Annotated in this window: 17 protein-coding genes and 1 rRNA gene; 1 reads left to right on the top strand and 17 read right to left on the bottom strand. The window is 55.0% G+C overall.

Annotated features, from left to right (window positions below; translation table 11 throughout):
- From BLU64_RS10675 to ubiD, 7 genes are all read right to left on the bottom strand, one after another.
- A 16S ribosomal RNA gene (locus tag BLU64_RS10675) occupies nucleotides 1–178 on the bottom strand; the annotation flags it as partial.
- Nucleotides 179–550: 372 nt separating this feature from the next.
- Nucleotides 551–1,093: a menaquinone-dependent protoporphyrinogen IX dehydrogenase gene (hemG, locus tag BLU64_RS10670; RefSeq protein ID WP_026743959.1), complete on the bottom strand. Its 543-nt coding sequence runs from the start codon at nucleotides 1,091–1,093 to the stop codon at nucleotides 551–553.
- A gap of 20 nt (nucleotides 1,094–1,113) precedes the next feature.
- Nucleotides 1,114–2,565: a Trk system potassium transporter TrkH gene (gene trkH, locus BLU64_RS10665; RefSeq protein WP_026743958.1), complete on the bottom strand. Its 1,452-nt coding sequence runs from the start codon at nucleotides 2,563–2,565 to the stop codon at nucleotides 1,114–1,116.
- 45 nt (nucleotides 2,566–2,610) lie between these two features.
- Nucleotides 2,611–3,225: an IMPACT family protein gene (locus BLU64_RS10660; protein WP_026743957.1), complete on the bottom strand. Its 615-nt coding sequence runs from the start codon at nucleotides 3,223–3,225 to the stop codon at nucleotides 2,611–2,613.
- Nucleotides 3,225–4,556: a Xaa-Pro dipeptidase gene (gene pepQ / locus BLU64_RS10655; protein ID WP_074728665.1), complete on the bottom strand. Its 1,332-nt coding sequence runs from the start codon at nucleotides 4,554–4,556 to the stop codon at nucleotides 3,225–3,227. The genes BLU64_RS10660 and pepQ overlap by 1 nt, the downstream gene beginning before the upstream one ends.
- A gap of 259 nt (nucleotides 4,557–4,815) precedes the next feature.
- Nucleotides 4,816–5,517 carry an NAD(P)H-flavin reductase gene (gene fre, locus BLU64_RS10650; protein WP_026743955.1) on the bottom strand — a complete coding sequence of 234 codons (702 nt, stop codon included), beginning with the start codon at nucleotides 5,515–5,517 and terminating at the stop codon, nucleotides 4,816–4,818.
- A 54-nt stretch (nucleotides 5,518–5,571) separates the two neighbouring features.
- The gene (gene ubiD, locus BLU64_RS10645; RefSeq protein ID WP_139171498.1) at nucleotides 5,572–7,068 is read right to left on the bottom strand and encodes a 4-hydroxy-3-polyprenylbenzoate decarboxylase; all 1,497 of its coding nucleotides are present in this window, start codon (nucleotides 7,066–7,068) and stop codon (nucleotides 5,572–5,574) included.
- Between the two features lie 123 nt (nucleotides 7,069–7,191).
- On the opposite strand from ubiD, the gene rfaH reads away from it, so the two are divergent.
- Nucleotides 7,192–7,680, top strand: coding sequence for a transcription/translation regulatory transformer protein RfaH (gene rfaH / locus BLU64_RS10640; protein ID WP_026743953.1), 489 nt, complete (start codon nucleotides 7,192–7,194; stop codon nucleotides 7,678–7,680).
- Nucleotides 7,681–7,692: 12 nt separating this feature from the next.
- Here the strand turns inward: rfaH and hemB are convergent, their stop codons facing one another.
- The 10 genes from hemB to argH form a co-directional block, all read right to left on the bottom strand.
- Nucleotides 7,693–8,715, bottom strand: a complete 1,023-nt coding sequence (hemB, locus tag BLU64_RS10635; RefSeq protein WP_074728661.1) for a porphobilinogen synthase — start codon at nucleotides 8,713–8,715, stop codon at nucleotides 7,693–7,695.
- A 4-nt stretch (nucleotides 8,716–8,719) separates the two neighbouring features.
- Nucleotides 8,720–9,514, bottom strand: coding sequence for a 3'-5' ssDNA/RNA exonuclease TatD (tatD, locus tag BLU64_RS10630; protein ID WP_026743951.1), 795 nt, complete (start codon nucleotides 9,512–9,514; stop codon nucleotides 8,720–8,722).
- A gap of 139 nt (nucleotides 9,515–9,653) precedes the next feature.
- Nucleotides 9,654–10,415 carry a Sec-independent protein translocase subunit TatC gene (gene tatC / locus BLU64_RS10625; RefSeq protein ID WP_026743950.1) on the bottom strand — a complete coding sequence of 254 codons (762 nt, stop codon included), beginning with the start codon at nucleotides 10,413–10,415 and terminating at the stop codon, nucleotides 9,654–9,656.
- Nucleotides 10,416–10,418: 3 nt separating this feature from the next.
- The gene (gene tatB, locus BLU64_RS10620) at nucleotides 10,419–10,952 is read right to left on the bottom strand and encodes a Sec-independent protein translocase protein TatB (RefSeq protein WP_074728659.1); all 534 of its coding nucleotides are present in this window, start codon (nucleotides 10,950–10,952) and stop codon (nucleotides 10,419–10,421) included.
- A gap of 3 nt (nucleotides 10,953–10,955) precedes the next feature.
- Nucleotides 10,956–11,216: a Sec-independent protein translocase subunit TatA gene (gene tatA, locus BLU64_RS10615; protein ID WP_026738417.1), complete on the bottom strand. Its 261-nt coding sequence runs from the start codon at nucleotides 11,214–11,216 to the stop codon at nucleotides 10,956–10,958.
- A gap of 78 nt (nucleotides 11,217–11,294) precedes the next feature.
- Complete coding sequence (ubiB, locus tag BLU64_RS10610; RefSeq protein WP_074728657.1) at nucleotides 11,295–12,932, bottom strand: ubiquinone biosynthesis regulatory protein kinase UbiB; 1,638 nt, start codon at nucleotides 12,930–12,932, stop codon at nucleotides 11,295–11,297.
- A complete protein-coding gene (gene ubiJ / locus BLU64_RS10605; protein ID WP_026743947.1) occupies nucleotides 12,929–13,537 on the bottom strand; it encodes a ubiquinone biosynthesis protein UbiJ in 609 nt (202 codons plus the stop codon). Before ubiJ ends, ubiB begins: the two co-directional genes overlap by 4 nt.
- A 14-nt stretch (nucleotides 13,538–13,551) precedes the next feature.
- Nucleotides 13,552–14,307, bottom strand: coding sequence for a bifunctional demethylmenaquinone methyltransferase/2-methoxy-6-polyprenyl-1,4-benzoquinol methylase UbiE (ubiE, locus tag BLU64_RS10600; RefSeq protein WP_074728655.1), 756 nt, complete (start codon nucleotides 14,305–14,307; stop codon nucleotides 13,552–13,554).
- 158 nt (nucleotides 14,308–14,465) lie between these two features.
- Entirely contained in the window at nucleotides 14,466–15,974 is a 1,509-nt protein-coding gene (rmuC, locus tag BLU64_RS10595; protein WP_074728653.1) for a DNA recombination protein RmuC, read from the bottom strand.
- Nucleotides 15,975–16,144: 170 nt separating this feature from the next.
- The gene (argH, locus tag BLU64_RS10590; RefSeq protein WP_074728651.1) at nucleotides 16,145–17,518 is read right to left on the bottom strand and encodes an argininosuccinate lyase; all 1,374 of its coding nucleotides are present in this window, start codon (nucleotides 17,516–17,518) and stop codon (nucleotides 16,145–16,147) included.
- Between the last annotated feature and the right edge of the window lie 49 nt (nucleotides 17,519–17,567).

The raw sequence follows: 17,567 nt of genomic DNA, 5'->3' as shown, positions 1-17,567 counted from the left end.
GCGGTATTAGCTACCGTTTCCAGTAGTTATCCCCCTCCATCGGGCAGATCCCCAGACATTACTCACCCGTCCGCCGCTCGCCGGCAAGGAAGCAAGCTTCCTTCCGCTGCCGCTCGACTTGCATGTGTTAGGCCTGCCGCCAGCGTTCAATCTGAGCCATGATCAAACTCTTCAATTAAAAGCTTGATTTGCTAAGTTAATAGCGATGCTCAAAGAATTTACTGTTCATTCGTAATGAATTAACTGTTGTTCACTCTTCAAGACTTTTTCGTATCTGATTGCGATAGTGTCTTGTGAGTGCCCACACAGATTGTCTGATTAAATTGTTAAAGAGCAGCGCCACTTTCAGTGGCCGCGGGCCGCATATACTACGGATTCCGCGTTTGAAGTCAACGACTTTCTTCGTCTTTCTTCGACTGCCACCGCGTTGCGTTGTCCGCTGCGCCGTGTCAGTGGGAGCGCATTATAGGGAGTTATTTCAGGCTGACAAGCGCTAAATGAAAAAAGATATTCAAACGAGTTTTTTTCGGTCAATACGCTGTAATAATCTTCATTGCGCCTTTTTTTTCAGCGTTAATTGACCGAATTGCTGGGCAAAGTCTCGGACCTGATGCCAGTCAGTATATTCAATCTCACGCGAGGTATCCGTCTCCCCACCCGTCATTCGCATGATCAACTGAATCATGATGCGGTCAAACCATCGATAGCGAGGATAACGCAGCGCCCCGGCGAATACCGCGCCCAAATCGGGTTTCCAGGGACAACGCATTAAAAATTTGCGCGTATAAGCATTGGTTTGTACCGTGCTTTTTTCAGGTTTGCGCGCTGTGAGATTCACCGAAAAGAAAGCGCTCGGCTTATTTTGCAGTAAAGCCAGGTTGCGCTGAATAAACTGGTCCAGCGCAGGTGCAAAATGTCCGTAGCGTACGGATGCCCCCAAGAGAATTTTCGTGTACTGGGTAAGTTCGACCTTATCGGCATCGTCAATATTGACGACATCGCATACTTGCGTTTCTTTCAGTTCATCGGCAATGACATTAGCTATCGCCTCTGTTTGGCCATCTGTACTGGAAAACAGGATCAATGCTTTCATTCTAAGGAAACCTCTTTTTGTTATTCCCGCCAGAAGGTCGGCGTAAACAGCACCAACAGCGTGAATACTTCGAGACGGCCAAACAGCATCGTCAATATGAGTATCCATTTTGCAGCATCGTTCATTGAGGTGAAGTTGTCCGCCACCACGCCTAGACCGGGACCAAGATTGTTTAGCGTAGCTGCAACGGCGGCAAACGCCGAAAAATCGTCAACGCCGGTCGCGATAACGGCCAACATACTGACGATGAATACCAGCGCATAGGCAGAAAAGAACCCCCATACGGCTTCCAGTATTCTTTCCGGCAACGCGCGCTGCCCCAGCTTAATGGTATAGACCGCATTGGGGTGAACCAGTCGCTTAAGTTCACGCGAACCCTGTAAGAACAGCAGCAAGATACGGATAACTTTAAGTCCACCGCCCGTTGAACCTGCACAACCACCAATAAAGGCTGCACACAGAAGCAACACCGGCAGGAACAACGGCCAATGCGATATGCTGTCCGTTGTAAACCCGGCGGTCGTCGCCATCGAAACCACCTGGAAAAACGCCTGATTCAGCGTATCGATCCCCGAGCTGTACACATTATGGAACCACAGTACGACTGTACAAACGACCACCAAAGACATCTGGACAAAAATGAACATGCGGAATTCGGGATCGCGCCAATACACTTTCAGGCTGCGTCCACTTAATACGGCGAAATGAAGGCCGAAGTTACAGCCTGAAATGAGTAGGAAAATCGCAATAATGGTATTGATAGTAGAGCTGTTGAAGTAGCCGATGCTCGCATCATGCGTAGAAAAGCCCCCTATCGCAATCGTCGAAAAACTGTGGCCTATGGCATCAAAGACCGGCATTCCCGCCAACCACAGTGACAACGCGCACAACACCGTCAGCAACAGGTAAATCAGCCACAGCGTTTTCGCCGTTTCCGCAATACGAGGCCGCATTTTGTTGTCTTTCAGCGGGCCGGGCATTTCTGCGCGATAGAGCTGCATGCCCCCGACACCTAAAATCGGCAGGATGGCCACCGCCAGCACGATAATCCCCATCCCGCCCATCCACTGCAACATCTGACGGTAGAACAGGATGGCTTTAGGCATCGAATCCAAACCAACCAGTGTCGTCGCCCCGGTCGTCGTCAGTCCGGAAAAGGATTCGAAGAACGCATCCGTTATTGTTAAGTTTGGCCGGTCGGTAAACAGAAAAGGCAGCGCCCCGACGCTTCCCAGCACCGTCCAGAATAGCACCACGATCAAAAAGCCCTCCCGCGCTTTAAGCTCGTGCCGGTGCTTGCGGTTGGGGAACCAGAGCACCAGCCCGATAATCAACGCGGCGATGAATGTCTGAGTAAAGGCTTTACCCGCGCCGTCGCGATAGATGAGCGCCACCAGGCCAGGTATAAACATAGTGCCAGAAAAGAGGATGACCAGCAGGCCAACGATGCGGGTTATGGCGCGCAAGTGCATTACGGGGCCTTCCTTAACAAAAAGTTCAGTGAGTTCGCGCTGGGATTATTGTGAAATTGGCAGTAATTGCAACGCACCGCGACTAATATCTCGTAATCGGCGATCGGCCTCATCGGTGGCGTGTAAAGGCAACGCCAGTTGGAGCCTGACGTCAGCGCCATATTCCGTCGAGACAATCTGCCCTTCCAACTGACGTACGATGACTTCGACAGGCGCCAATAAGGGATAATCACACTGAAGTCGATACTCTCGTAGCAATACCCGCCGTGTAAGCGTGACTTGCTTCAACGCCTGCTGTATACCGCCGCCGTAGGCTCGTACCAACCCGCCAGTGCCAAGCTTGACGCCACCGTAATATCGGACGACGACAGCCGCCACCTCGCCGATACCGCTGCCCATGAGCTGTGCCAGTATCGGTTTGCCCGCCGTGCCCGCCGGTTCACCATCATCGGAGAACCCCAATTGCTGGGAATCAGCGGGCGCGCCCGCCACATAGGCCCAGCAGTGATGAACAGCCGCAGGATGCTGCTCCCGCTGGGCAAGAATAAAGGCTTTAGCCGCCTCTACGCCGCAGGCAGGACTTATCACGCTGATAAAACGACTTTTTTTTATTTCTTCGCTGACGCTGACCTGCTCAGCGGGTACCGGATAAGAAGACATCAGTCCAGATTCAGCGCGCGAGTTAAGTTTTCAATGCGCTTGTCATGGATGACGACGTTATCTTCGATGCGGATACCGCCCGCAGGTCGCAGCGCATCAATCTTCTGCCAGTTGAAATGCTGACGAAGAGCGCTGGCGCGCCAAGGTTCCAGCAGGGAGTCGATGAAGTAGAGTCCGGGCTCGATCGTCACCACCATTCGTGGCTCAAGCATTCGTGTGCAACGCAAATAAGGATAGCACTCGGGCGCGGCCAGCGTGGTGCCCGCATCGTCTTGCATAAACCCGCCGACGTCATGGACCTGCAGCCCCAGAAGATGCCCGAGTCCGTGGGGCAAAAACGGCCGAGTCAGCCCCTGTTCAACCATTGCTTCCTCGCTAAGGCCGCCCACCAGCTTGTGGCGCTTCAGCAGTCCGGCAAGCCGGCGATGCATCTGTTCATGGTATTCGGTATAGCGCACGCCCGATTTCATCGTCTCAATCAGCGCTCGCTGTTCCTGGTTAAGGTCTTTGACCAACGCCGCAAAATCGCTGTCACGCTGAGCGGCATAGCTACGAGTGATATCCGCGGCATATCCGTTGTATTGCGCGCCGGCGTCAATCAGGAAACTGCGAACTTCCCCAGGCACATGATGCTTCAACTGGGTGTAGTGCAACACTGCGGTATGCTCGTTCAACGCCACAATGTTGTCATAAGGCACGTCGCTATCGCGGTGGCCGGTCGCCGTGAGGTACGCAAGGTTAATATCAAACTCGCTCATCCCGGATTGAAATGCTTCCAGCGCGGCGCGGTGACCCGAGACGGCGGTTTTCTGCGCTTCGCGCATGCAAGTCAGCTCGTAATCGGTTTTGTAGGCGCGGTAATAGTGAAGGTAGTTCAACACGCTTTGGGGATTGATGTGCTCAGGCGTCATGCCGAGTTCAGCTGCACGTTGTATGGCGCTGCCGATATAGCCCACATTCTGCCGCGGCGCAGGCAGCACGTGTCCGATATCGTCAGCCTCTTGAAACACCTGAATGTCGAACTCTTTCGTCCAGAAGCTATCCGGCAGCGGAGAGACGCTGTGCCAAAAATCAACGGGAGAATGAAACCATAACCGCGGTTTATTCACTCCGTCGACCCATAGCCAACAATTCGGCACCCGCGTCACCGGCAGCCACGCTTTGAAATGCGGATTCACTTTGAACGGATAGTCGTGGTCGTCCAGGAACAGCGTCATCAGCTCCCCGGAGTGGATCAGCAACGCATCCAGATTGCCGCGTTCAAGCGCAGTCTTCGTGCGTTCTTGCAGCGTCACGACATGTTGATGATACAAAGGGGCCAGCGATTCCATCAGTATCTCCATCTATCACAGCGTATTTTTATGTTAACACAGCGCTGGGGATCCGGCAGTGTCACCCCCGACGCAGGTCAAACAACGGCGAGTCTTTCCTCGCTCTCGCAATCAATCTTAATAACAGAGAGAACAAAAAACGGCCCGATAGATACGCCGAATAATGGACAATCAGAAGCGATTTACACGCACGTACGTAAGCGATAAATGGCAAACCGGCCCCGTGATATACAGAGCCGGATATTGCGAAAGGAGGACCTTAAATGAAGGAAAATGCATCGCCAAACAGATGTTCTTGCTGCGCGCCACGCTCGTTGCAGAAGCGTTCCCGCGCGACTTTCGCCATTTCGAAACGACCGGCGATATAGATGTCATGGCCTGCCAGCGAGCCAAAGTCTTGCAGCACCGCGCTCAGCACCGTACCGGTACGACCTCGCCAGCCGTCTTCCGCCTGTTCAACCACTGGCACAACCTGCAGATTGGGGTGTTGTTCCGCCAACGACTCCAGCGCACTTAAATCATAGAGATGTTGAGGTTCACGCCCGCCCCAGTAGATAGAGACTGGACGCTGCGGCTGATGAGCCAGCACGGTCAGCAAAATCGAACGGACATAGGAAAAGCCGGTGCCGCCCGCGACCAAAATCAAAGGACGATTGCTATCGTCTCGCAACCAGGCCTCGCCATGTGGAACATCCACTTCCAGAGTGTCTTCTTTCAGGATGCGGTCCATGACGGCCATCGCGTAAAGATTCATGTCCGACGCCCCGATATGCAGCTCGATAAAGTCGGTATCCATTGGCGTCGATGCGATAGAAAACGGGCGCTTATCCCGCTCATCCATCACTACCATCAGATACTGGCCGGCACGGAAGGAAAACGGGGCTGAAGGTAATAAACGGACCCGATAAACCGTATCGGTAATCGTTTCTACTGATGTTACTTCACAGCTCAATGTTGTCATGCGTTCCCTCTGTAGGGTCATCAAAACGAAATGGGGAATGACAGTTACGGTCGATTAGCGCCGCTTTTCGCTGTCATCGAAAATGGCTAACTCATCCCAGATGGCATCGATACGAGCCACGACCTGTGGATCTTTGGTTATCGGTTGTCCCCATTCTCGCTGGGTCTCGCCCGGCCATTTATTAGTGGCATCCAGCCCCATTTTGGAGCCAAGCCCGGAAACCGGTGAAGCAAAGTCCAGATAGTCGATGGGCGTATTTTCCACTAACAACGTATCTCGCGCCGGGTCCATTCGCGTCGTGATCGCCCAAATGACATCTTTCCAGTCACGGGCGTTAATATCATCGTCGCAGACGATAACAAATTTGGTATACATAAACTGCCGCAGAAACGACCACACGCCCATCATCACCCGTTTGGCATGCCCAGCGTACTGTTTCTTCATAGTAACGACCGCCAGACGGTAAGAACACCCCTCAGGCGGTAGATAAAAGTCGACGATCTCCGGAAATTGCTTTTGCAACAGCGGCACAAAAACTTCGTTCAACGCCACGCCCAATACCGCCGGCTCATCCGGCGGACGGCCGGTGTAAGTTGAATGGTAGATAGCGTTCTGCCGCTGGGTTATGTGCGTCACCGTGAAGACCGGAAACTGATCGACCTCATTATAGTAGCCGGTGTGATCGCCGTAAGGACCTTCCTCCGCCACCTCTCCCGGTTCAATATACCCTTCCAGCACAATCTCCGCGCTGGCTGGCACGTCCAAATCGCAGGATAAACATTTCACCACCTCGGTCTTATGGCCGCGCAGCAGTCCGGCAAAGGCATATTCGGATAACGAATCCGGTACCGGCGTCACCGCACCGAGAATAGTCGCCGGGTCGGCTCCCAGCGCCACGGCGACGGGGAAACGTTCACCAGGATGTTCCTGGCACCACTCCTGGAAATCCAGCGCCCCGCCCCGATGAGACAGCCAGCGCATGATCAGCTTATTTTTACCCAGTACCTGTTGGCGATAGATCCCCAGATTCTGCCGCTCCTTAAACGGACCCCGGGTGACCGTCAGTCCCCAGGTGATCAACGGTGCCGCGTCGCCAGGCCAGCAATGCATCACAGGAATGCGCGTCAGGTCCACATCGTCGCCCTGCCATACGTTCTCCTGACAGGCGGCGGAGGACACGCGCTTCGTCGGCATATTCAGTACCTGACGAAAGCGGGGAAGCTTGTCCATCAAGTCACGGAATCCGCGCGGAGGTTCAGGCTCTTTCAAAAATGCCAGCAGTCGACCGACATCCCTCAATGCGCTGACGTCATCCTGGCCCATCCCCAACGCGACGCGTTTTGGCGTGCCGAACAGGTTGCACAGGACCGGCATGTCGTAGCCGATCGGGTTTTCGAACAGCAGCGCCGGGCCTTCGGCTCGTAGAGTACGATCCGCAATCTCGGTCATTTCAAGATGAGGATCGATGGGCTGGGTAATGCGTTTTAGCTCGCCCTTCTCTTCGAGACGGGAAAGGAATTCACGTAAATCACGGTATTTCATGCTGTTCATCAGGACGTTCGGTGGTGCAGTCATTATAAAGTTTCTTCTACAAACTGTCGCTTCCTGCGGGCGCTATTTATCCCGTGCCGCTTTTGTTATTCTTGCCGAAAATTGCAATAGATTAGTGAAATTATGGAATCCTGGTATCTACTTTACTGTAAGCGCGGGCAGCTATTGCGGGCAAAAGAGCATCTGGAACGTCAGACTGTCAACTGCCTGAGCCCGATGATTACCATTGAAAAGGTTGTGCGCGGAAAACGTACCGAGGTCAGCGAACCGCTGTTTCCCAATTATCTGTTTGTCGCTTTCGATCCCGAACACATTCACACCACCACGATTAGTGCGACGCGCGGCGTCAGCCACTTCGTCCGTTTTGGCGCGCTGCCCGCGACGGTGCCTCAGGGGGTGATTGACGAACTAGCCCTGAACCCGACGTTAGTAGTGACGGACCCGGAAACCCCGCAGCCAGGCGACACCGTGACGATTACGGAAGGGACATTCAATGGGTTGGAAGCCATCTATGCGGAGCCAGATGGTGAGGCGCGGTCCATGCTGCTGCTTAACCTGCTGAATAAACAGGTTAAGCAGAGTATTGATAACCGCCAGTTCAAAAAATGCTGACGGCCATTGCCGTCAGCGCTGCAGAGACTCCTCACGCAGCCACTGCGCCACACGTTTCGCGAAGTAGGTCAACACCCCATCCGCTCCGGCGCGTTTAAAGCACATTAGGGACTCCATCACCACCGGTTGCTCCTGCAGCCAGCCATTCTGAATCGCCGCCATCTGCATCGCATATTCACCGGACACCTGATAGGCAAACGTCGGCACGCCAAAGGTATCTTTCACCTGACGGACCACGTCAAGATACGGCATTCCCGGCTTCACCATCACCATATCTGCGCCTTCCTGCAGATCCTGGGCGATCTCCTGAAGCGCTTCCGCACCATTCGCTGGATCCATTTGATAGGTCTTCTTGTTACCGCCTTTCAGGTTGCCGGAGGAACCCAACGCATCGCGGAAAGGTCCGTAAAAACAGGAGGCATATTTAGCGGAATACGCCATTATCTGGGTATTCACCAGCCCCTGAGTTTCCAGTTGGTTACGAATGGCGCCGATGCGACCGTCCATCATGTCGCTGGGGGCAACGATTTCCGCGCCTGCATCCGCGTGAGACAATGCCTGGCGAACCAGGATGGTTTTCGTGATGTCGTTTACGACATAGCCGTCGTCGTCGATGATCCCATCCTGCCCGTGAGTGGTATAAGGGTCCAGCGCCACGTCAGTCAGTAGTCCCAGCTCAGGCACCGCAGCCTTCAACGCACGCACCGCGCGCTGTACCAACCCGTCCGGGTTGTATGACTCTTCTGCGTGAAGCGACTTCTTATCCGCTTCGATCACGGGAAAGAGCGACAATACGGGAATACCTAGTTTGGCGACGATTTCCGCCTCTTTCACCAGTTCGTCTATCGTCAGGCGATACACGCCCGGCATAGATGGCACTTCCTGACGCGTCGCTTTGCCTTCCATGACAAACACAGGGTAGATGAGGTCGTTTACGGTCACCTGATTTTCGGCCACCAGACGGCGGCTGAAGTCATGACGACGCAGTCGGCGCAGACGTCGTCCAGGGAATGCGCCGGGAAAAGCAGTGCTCATAGAATTATTCTCCAGTCGAAGCCAGCCGGAAAATCCGGCGGGCATTGTCATCCGTCATCGCGCCCAGCCAAACGGCGTCTTGTCCGCGCCAGGCGGCTACCTGCCGGACAATATGGGGAAGATGACAGGGTTCATTACGTCGGGAAGTGGGTTTAGGCTTTAAATCCCGCGGTAGCAAGTAAGGCGCATCCGTTTCCAACAGTAGCCGCTCGTCCGGAATGTGCGGCAGTAGTTCGCGCAGCGCCAGACCTCGGCGTTCATCGCAGACCCAGCCGGTGATGCCAACCATCAGTCCGGCATTCAGGCAGTCGCTTAACGCCTGACGATCGCCCGTAAAGCAGTGAACCACGGCGGCGGGCACTTTATCCAGCCACGGTTGCAGCAACGCCATGAAGCGTTCGTGCGCGTCACGGCAGTGCAGAAACACTGGCAGAGACAGTTCGGCAGCCAGCGCCAGTTGGGCACTGAATGCGTATTCCTGCTGCTCGGGGGAAGAGAAGTTGCGATTAAAGTCCAGACCGCATTCGCCAATAGCGACGACTTTATCGCGCTGACCCAACCGGTGAATTCGCTCAGCCACTGTTTCTGTCCAGGTGCTGGCGTCATGTGGATGAACGCCGGCGGTCGACCAGCAGTAATCGGGAACAGCTTCGCTCAATGCCAGCGCCTGTTCGCTTTCTTCGGCGCTGGTGCCGGTAATCAACAGGCCGGTGACGCCAGCCTCGCGGGCACGCCGCACCACCTGTGCGCGATCTTTATCAAACTGTGAGCTGGTGAGGTTAACTCCAATATCAAACATCGACGTCAGTCCTGCGGTTCACATCTGTTGTCCCATGTGTCTCGAGACGCTCAAAAAACAACACCTCTCGGCGAGAGGTGTCCAATATGACGTTTTGACCGCGCTGCGGCGGCGCCGGGCTTTCCAGTCATCGCCGCCGTTACGGCGCAGGCTCTTCAGGATTTTCCTCGTCATTTCGACGTCCTTTGCCAACGTAGAAGCGGGCAAAAAAGACCCCTATCTCGAATAACAGATACATCGGTATCGCGAGGAGAGTTTGGGAAAATACGTCCGGCGGCGTCAGCAGCATACCGACGACAAATGCGCCAACCAGTACATAAGGGCGTTTCTGCTTGAGCTCTTGCGGCGTCACCACACCGCTCCAGCACAGCAGCACAATCGCCACCGGCACTTCGAACGACACGCCAAACGCCATAAACAGCGCCATGACGAAATCCAGATAATTGTTGATATCGGTCGCAATCATCACGCCGGCAGGCGCAGTCTGGGCAAAGAAACTGAATGCCAGCGGAAAGACGATGAAATAAGCGAAGGCCATGCCGAGATAAAACAACAAGCTGCTGGAGAACAACAGCGGCATCATCAGACGACGTTCATGCTTGTACAACGCCGGCGCCACAAAGGCCCAAACCTGATATAGCACCAGCGGCGCGGAGGCAAACACCGAAACAATCAGGGTCAGTTTGATGGGGGTAAAGAATGGCGAGGCAACATCGGTCGCAATCATGCTGGCGCCAGCGGGAAGCTGTTTGATTAACGGTGCGGAGACAATCTGATAGATATCATTCGCGAAGTAGACCAACACGACAAAGACTGCCAGAACACAAAGAATACTATTCAACAACCGCTTACGAAGCTCGATCAAATGGCTGATCAGCGGCTGGGTTTCATCAACGGCCATAGATTAAAGATCATCACGTGGTTGAGAGGGAGACGAGGATGTCGCGGCGGGCAAAGGGGTTTTTACCTTGCCGGACTCGCCGGCGGTGTTATCAGCTGTCAGGCTTGAGGCCACGGCGGATTTTTCCATCGCAGGGGACGCCGTCGTCGTTTCATGCTCGATAACCCCATCATGGGCGGCCTCGGGGTCGTTCAACGGCTGGCTAGGCGTGTCGTCTTTCTTTTCTTCGCCCAGTTGTTCCAACGTGTACGTCCGCTTCATGGAGTCCGCTGCTTCCTTTAGCTCATCCATAGACGCTTTTAGCTCAGGCGAGAGATTCTGCAGGTTGCTGGCCTGTTCCACTTTCTTCAGGCTATCCTGCAACTCTTGCAGCTTCATTTCCTGAACCAGTTCGTTTTGCACCGATGACGCCAGAGAGCGTAAAGCGCGAATCCAGCCCACCACCGTTCTTACCGCCACGGGAAGACGCTCCGGACCTAATACCACCAGTCCGATAACCATCACCAACAGCAGTTCGCTAAAGCCGATATCAAACACCGATTACACCCGCTCTTTTGACTGACTCTTTTCTTCCTGCTTCGTTTCCGGCTGCTGTTCAGCAACGGTTTTCGTGTTGAAATCCGCATCCTGCTGCTGAGCCTTTTCATCCGAGGCAGACGTTTGATCGTCGCTCATCGCTTTCTTGAAGCCTTTAATGGAAGCGCCCAGATCCGAACCCAGCGTTCTTAATTTGTTGGTCCCGAACAGCAACACCACGATGACTGCGATGATCAATAAATTCCAGAGACTAATACCGCCCATGTCACTACCTCTTATGCAAGGGGATTATCAAACTACCGTGTTTTATAACGGCAATCATGCTACTGATTACGATCTTATTCAACGCGTACAACGCCATCCTACGATCCAGGCGACAATCCCGGCGGCGATCATACCGGAGGGCACAATGTTCGCTTCGATGTGGCTGGCCAGCAACACGGTACCGCTCACCAGCAGCGCCGCGCCAACGCCCAAAAGATAACGCGACTGGCCTTGCCGCACCCGCTGAACACGCAGCTCATCCGCTAAATGTTCCATACTCTCTCGCAGCTTTTTATGCTGACGAAGTCCGTCGTAGAGCAGTTCAGGAATTTCAGGCAACTTTTCCGCCCAAAACGGGGCCTTTTGTTTGAACGCCCGCACCATGGCGGGTATACCCACCTGATCTTTCAACCAGGTTTCGAGAAACGGCTTGGCCGTTTTCCATAAATCCAACTGCGGATAGAGCTGACGCCCGATACCTTCGACGTACAGCAGCGTCTTCTGCAACAAGACCAGCTGCGGCTGCACTTCCATATTGAAGCGACGCGCCGTGTTAAAGAGGTTCAATAATACATGACCGAAAGAAATTTCCGCTAACGGCTTTTCGAATATGGGCTCGCAGACGGTACGAATCGCGAACTCGAACTCTTCGACATTGGTGTCCGCAGGCACCCAACCGGAATCGACATGCAGCTCGGCTACGCGGCGGTAGTCGCGGTTGAAAAAGGCGATAAAGTTCTCCGCCAGATAGCGTTTATCGTCCTTGTTCAAGGAACCGACAATGCCGCAATCGATGCCGATATACAGGGGATCTTCAGGGTGTTCGTAGCTAATGAAAATGTTGCCGGGATGCATATCGGCATGGAAGAAACTGTCGCGAAAAACCTGAGTGAAAAAGACCTGAACCCCGCGTTCCGCCAGCAGCGGCAGGTTCACGCCATGTGCTTTCAACGCGTCCATATCCGACACCGGGATCCCATAAATCCGCTCCATCACCAGCACCCGTTCGGTGCAATAGTCCGAGTAGACTTCCGGCACGTAAAGCAGCCCGCTGTTTTCGAAGTTGCGTCGCAGCTGTATGCCGTTGGCGGCTTCTCGAAGAAGGTTCAACTCATCCAGCAGCGTTTTTTCATATTCGCGCACCACTTCGCGAGGACGCAGGCGACGGCCGTCCGGCATCAGTAGCGGCAGCCAGCTGGCCAACCGTTTCATCAGCTTGATGTCCGCCTGGATGACGGGAAGGATATCCGGGCGAATCACCTTGATGACGATATCTTTGCCCGTCGATTTCAGCTTCGCCGTATGCACTTGGGCGATGGAAGCCGAGGCCAGCGGTTTGGCGTCGAAGTCGTCGAACCAGTTTTCCAACTTGCCGCCCATCGACTTTTCAATTTGCTGGCGCGCCAGTTCTCCGTCGAAAGGTTCGACCTGGTCCTGCAGTTTCGCCAGTTGATCGGCGATGGCGGGAGAAAACAGATCGCGCCGGGTAGACATCATCTGGCCGAATTTGATCCAGACCGGTCCCAGATCTTGCAGAGCCAGACGCAGACGTTCACCCAACGGCTGCTCCTGATGCCGATTAGGCAACCAGAACAACAGGCGCCGTACGAAACGGACGGGGAGGGTTAGCGGCACACGTGGGATCAGTTCGTCAAGTCCGTAGCTCAGCAATACCCAGACAATACGATAAAGGCGAATCAATTCCCCCGGCGTCATCGCGTTTCCTCCAGTTTTGATAATCTTTCAGACAATGCATCCACCGCGCGGTCTAACGCCTCGACTTCATCCCCAAACCACGTTGCCTCCAGTTTTCCCGGAAGCAGACGCCACTCTTCAGTCAGCGTTTCCGACAGATAGTGCCGTTGGCGGCACAGGAAACCGCTGACGGCGCTGACCGTTTTACGCGCAGTCTGACTCAGCCCTTCCGCGGCAATATCGCCCAGGTAAGGGGACAGCCATTCAGCCGGGTCGATTTCCGCCAGATCGAGCAGCGCGATAAATTGCTGAGCCACCTGGATATCGCCTTCTAATGTCAGCTCGCCGCTGCGCATGAGCGCGGACAGCTGCTGACGGTCGCGCAGTTGAATCAGTGCGGACAGTTGAGTCACCAGCCGGCAGTCGGGCGTCGACGCCCATTGGCTGACAACATCCAGCCGCTGTTCGCTGAAAATCAGCACCAGCGGCGCACGCAGCTCGGCGATATCAATACGCAGCGTTTTTCCATGCAGGCGCTGACGGGCCGCCTTCATGCTTCGATCACGAAACAGTAACTGATTGAGCGCCGTTTCCAGCGCAGCCGTCAGTACAGGCATTATCCGCATTGGCATGTTCAAACTCAGAATTTAAACCCGCGATGCAGGGCAACCACCCCGCCGGTCAGATTGTAATAATTGACGTTGTCGAAACCAGCGTCGGCCATCATGGACTTCAACGTGTCCTGGTCCGGATGCATGCGGATGGACTCGGCCAGATAGCGATAGCTGCCCGCGTCGCGCGCCACCATTTCGCCGATGCGCGGCAGCACGTGGAAGGAGTAGAGGTCGTAGACTTTGCTCAACGCTTTCGTCGTCGGTTTGGAAAACTCCAGCACCAGCAGACGACCGCCCGGCTTCAGTACACGAAACATGGAGCGCAGCGCCTGCTCTTTTTCAGTCACGTTGCGAAGGCCGAAAGAGATGGTGATGCAATCGAACGTGTTGTCGGGGAACGGCAAGGCTTCCGCATTCGCCTGCACATAGCTGACGTTGCCGATGACACCTTTGTTGCGCAGCTTTTCCCGTCCGACTTGCAGCATGGAGGCGTTGATATCCGCCAGTACCACTTCCCCTTCCTCCCCCACCAGACGCGAGAATTTCGCCGTCAGGTCGCCGGTGCCGCCAGCCAAATCCAATACACGTTGACCGCGATGTACGCCGCTGCATTCGATGGTAAAGCGTTTCCAGATACGATGGATGCCGAAAGACATCAGGTCATTCATCAAATCGTACTTTGCCGCCACAGAATGGAAAACGTCAGCCACCATGGTTTCTTTATCGTCTTTCGCCACGGTGCGATAACCAAAGTGCGTTGTTTTCTCCGAATCGTCTGCCATGTTATCCGCCTGCTATTGTCAAAATCCGGGTTTCCCCACTTACCAAGAGTGTAACAGACCCAGATTAAAAGCCACTGCCCTTCTTTGCCGCCGCGGGCTGTCGCGCGTGGGCGTGATCCCGCTCAACGCCGGAAGTTTACACCGCCTGAATAGGCGCGCTAACCGGATTTTTCGTCATCAAACGTTTCATTCGGCGCGTCCTCGTCGGTATGGCACTCCACGCTCATCACGTCCGTATCCGACATCAGCGACGTTTTAATGGGCCGTTTCACTTCCACGCCGAGCGAACGAAATCCCTCGGCCTGGCCGATCAGATTTCCGCGGCCGGACGCCACTTTTTTCATCGCCTGATGATAGCTGCTCTGAGCCCGGTCCAGATTCTGTCCTAACGTCGTCATATCGTCGACGAACAACCGCAGTTTGTCGTATAGACGGGAGGCTCGCTCTGCGATTTGCTGCGCATTACGGCTCTGCTGCTCGTAGCGCCACAGGTTATTGATGGTGCGAAGGGCCACCAGCAGCGTCGTCGGGCTGACCAGCATGATGTTGTTTTTAAGCGCCTCGGTGATCAGCTCCGGCTGCCGGTCTATGGCCAGTAGAAAAGCAGGCTCCACCGGAATAAACATCAGCACATAGTCAAGCGAACGCAAGCCCGGAAGCTGCTGGTAATCTTTACTGCCCAGCAACCGTATGTGGCTGCGAATGGAAACCAGATGTTCATTGAGCGCGGCGCTCCGCTCAAGTTCGTCTTCGCTATTGAAATAGCGTTCGTACGCCACCAGCGACATCTTGGCGTCGACCACGACGTCTTTCCCATGCGGTAAACGGACGATAACATCCGGCTGCATCCTGCCGTTGCTCCCCGTCTGTATGCTGACCTGCGTTTGATATTCGTGCCCTTCCCGTAGCCCGGAGCTTTCCAGCACTCGGCTCAGAACGACTTCGCCCCAGTTTCCCTGCGTTTTGTTGTCGCCTTTCAGTGCCTGAGTCAGATTGACGGCTTCCTGCGCCATGCGGGCGTTGAGCTGCTGAAGATTGCGGATTTCGTGCGCCAGCGTATGGCGCTCGCGCGCTTCCTCGCCAAAGCTGTCCTGTACCTGACGGCGAAAGCCATCAAGTTGTTCCCGCAGCGGCGTCAGCAGCCGGTCCAGACTTAACTGGTTTTGCTGGTCAACCTTGCGACCGCTCTGCTCGAAAATACGATTGGCCAGATTTTCGAACTGCGCCGACAGGCGTTGCTCGCTGTTGATCAACAGGCGCTGTTTCTCTTCCGCCGCCAGCCGCGTCTCTTCCAGCCGGATCGTCACCTCCCGCAGCTCCGCTTCCTGCGCGCCGTTGGCCTCTCGCAGCGCGCGCAGCTCCTGATTAAGCTGTTCGCACTCGGCTCGCAGCGCCGTCATCTGCAACAGTTTTTCCTGACCTGCCGCCAACTGACCGTGTAAAAGCCGCAGCTCGCGTTCTTGATCGTTTAACCGAGTCTGATCCTGCTGACGCGCCTCTCGGCTCTCGCTCAGGGCCTGATGCGCCTGCTGCAAAGATTGCTCCTGCAACTGACGTTCGGTTTCATAGCGCGCATGACGCTGCTGCTGTAACAAACTCGCCACCAGCCAGCCGATCATCAGACCGACCACGCTTCCGCCAATGCCGTAAAAAAGGGTGATTGCCACACCGCCTCCGGGTTCTCTTGCCGCTGCCCGTCAAGGTAAAAGCATGCTGTATGGATGTCCAGAACGGATTCAGGTCATTACCGTGATTTGAAAGAAAAAAAGGGGAAAATGCGATACGGATTCAGGTGTGGAGTGAAACGGAGGCGGAAAGCATCCGCCTCCTTGATGCATCAGGATAGGCTTTGTTTGGCAACCGCGATAGCCGCAGCCACCTGCTGCGGAGACACGCCGCCTTGCGCCGCGCGCTTATCCAGACAGGATTGCAGCGACAACACGGGGTACACGTCGTCTTCAATGACTCCGCTGAACGTTTTCAATTCGGCCAATGATAGTGCTTCCAGCGCTTTTCCCTGACGGATGGCTTCCACCACCGCTTCGCCCACGATGTGGTGCGCTTCACGGAACGGGACACCTTTAGCAACCAGATAGTCCGCCAGTTCGGTGGCGTTGGCATAGCCTTGCTCTGCCGCTTCCTGGCAACGAGGACGCTTAACCTGAATGCCTTCCAGCACCAGCGCGGCCATCATCAGGCTGTCATGCCAGGTATCCAGCGCATCGAACAAACCCTCTTTGTCTTCCTGCATGTCTTTATTGTAAGCCAGCGGCAACCCTTTCAAAGTGACCATCATGCCCGCCAGCGCGCCCTGTACGCGTCCGCATTTACCGCGGATCAACTCCAGCGCATCCGGATTTTTCTTCTGAGGCATCAGGGAAGAGCCGGAAGTTACGCGGTCGGACAACTCCACGAATGCGGCTTCCCCGCTGTTGAAGAAAATCAGGTCTTCCGCGAAACGAGACAGGTGCACCATGCCGATAGACGCGTTGGACAACAACTCCAGAACATGGTCGCGATCAGACACCGTGTCCAGACTGTTGCGCGTCGCGGAGGCGAAGCCAAGCCAGCCGGCCAACTGCTCACGGTCGATAGGATAGGCCGTCCCCGCCAGCGCGCCGCAGCCCAGCGGACTGACGTCCAGACGAGCCAGTGTATCGGCTAAACGGCTTTCGTCACGCGCCAACATCTCGTGATAGGCCAGACACCAGTGAGCAAACGTTACCGGCTGAGCGCGCTGGAGATGGGTGTAACCCGGCATGACCGCATCCTGATTCGCCTCCGCCGTCGCCACCAGCGCCTCGCGCAGATGCCGAAGGGTCTCCGTCAGTTCACCAATTTGCGCTTTGCACCATAGCTTAAGGTCCGTCGCGACCTGATCGTTACGACTACGGCCGGTATGCAGTTTTTTACCCAGATCGCCCACTTTCTCAATCAGGCGTTGCTCCACCCAACTGTGAATATCTTCGGCATCGCTTTGCAAAATGGCATGAGGATCGGCCTGAACTTCCTTTAACAGGGCCGTTAAAGCCTGCTCCAACTGCTGCTGTTCCTGTTCGCTCAGGACATTGACCGTCACCAGCGCTTTAGACCACCCGATGGAGCCCGTGATGTCCTGTTCCGCCAAACGGTAATCAAACCGCAGTGAATCGTTGAACTGTTTAAAACGTTGATCTGCTGCCTGGCTAAACCGTCCGCCCCACAAAGCCATAACTTTAACTCCTGGTATTCAAATGATGACGAGCGGATGGCGCTCCATC

The sequence above is a fragment of the Lonsdalea quercina genome (assembly GCF_900107885.1).
In the GTDB taxonomy this organism is placed as follows: Bacteria; Pseudomonadota; Gammaproteobacteria; order Enterobacterales; family Enterobacteriaceae; genus Lonsdalea; species Lonsdalea quercina.
This window is presented reverse-complemented; position numbering and strand designations above follow the sequence as displayed.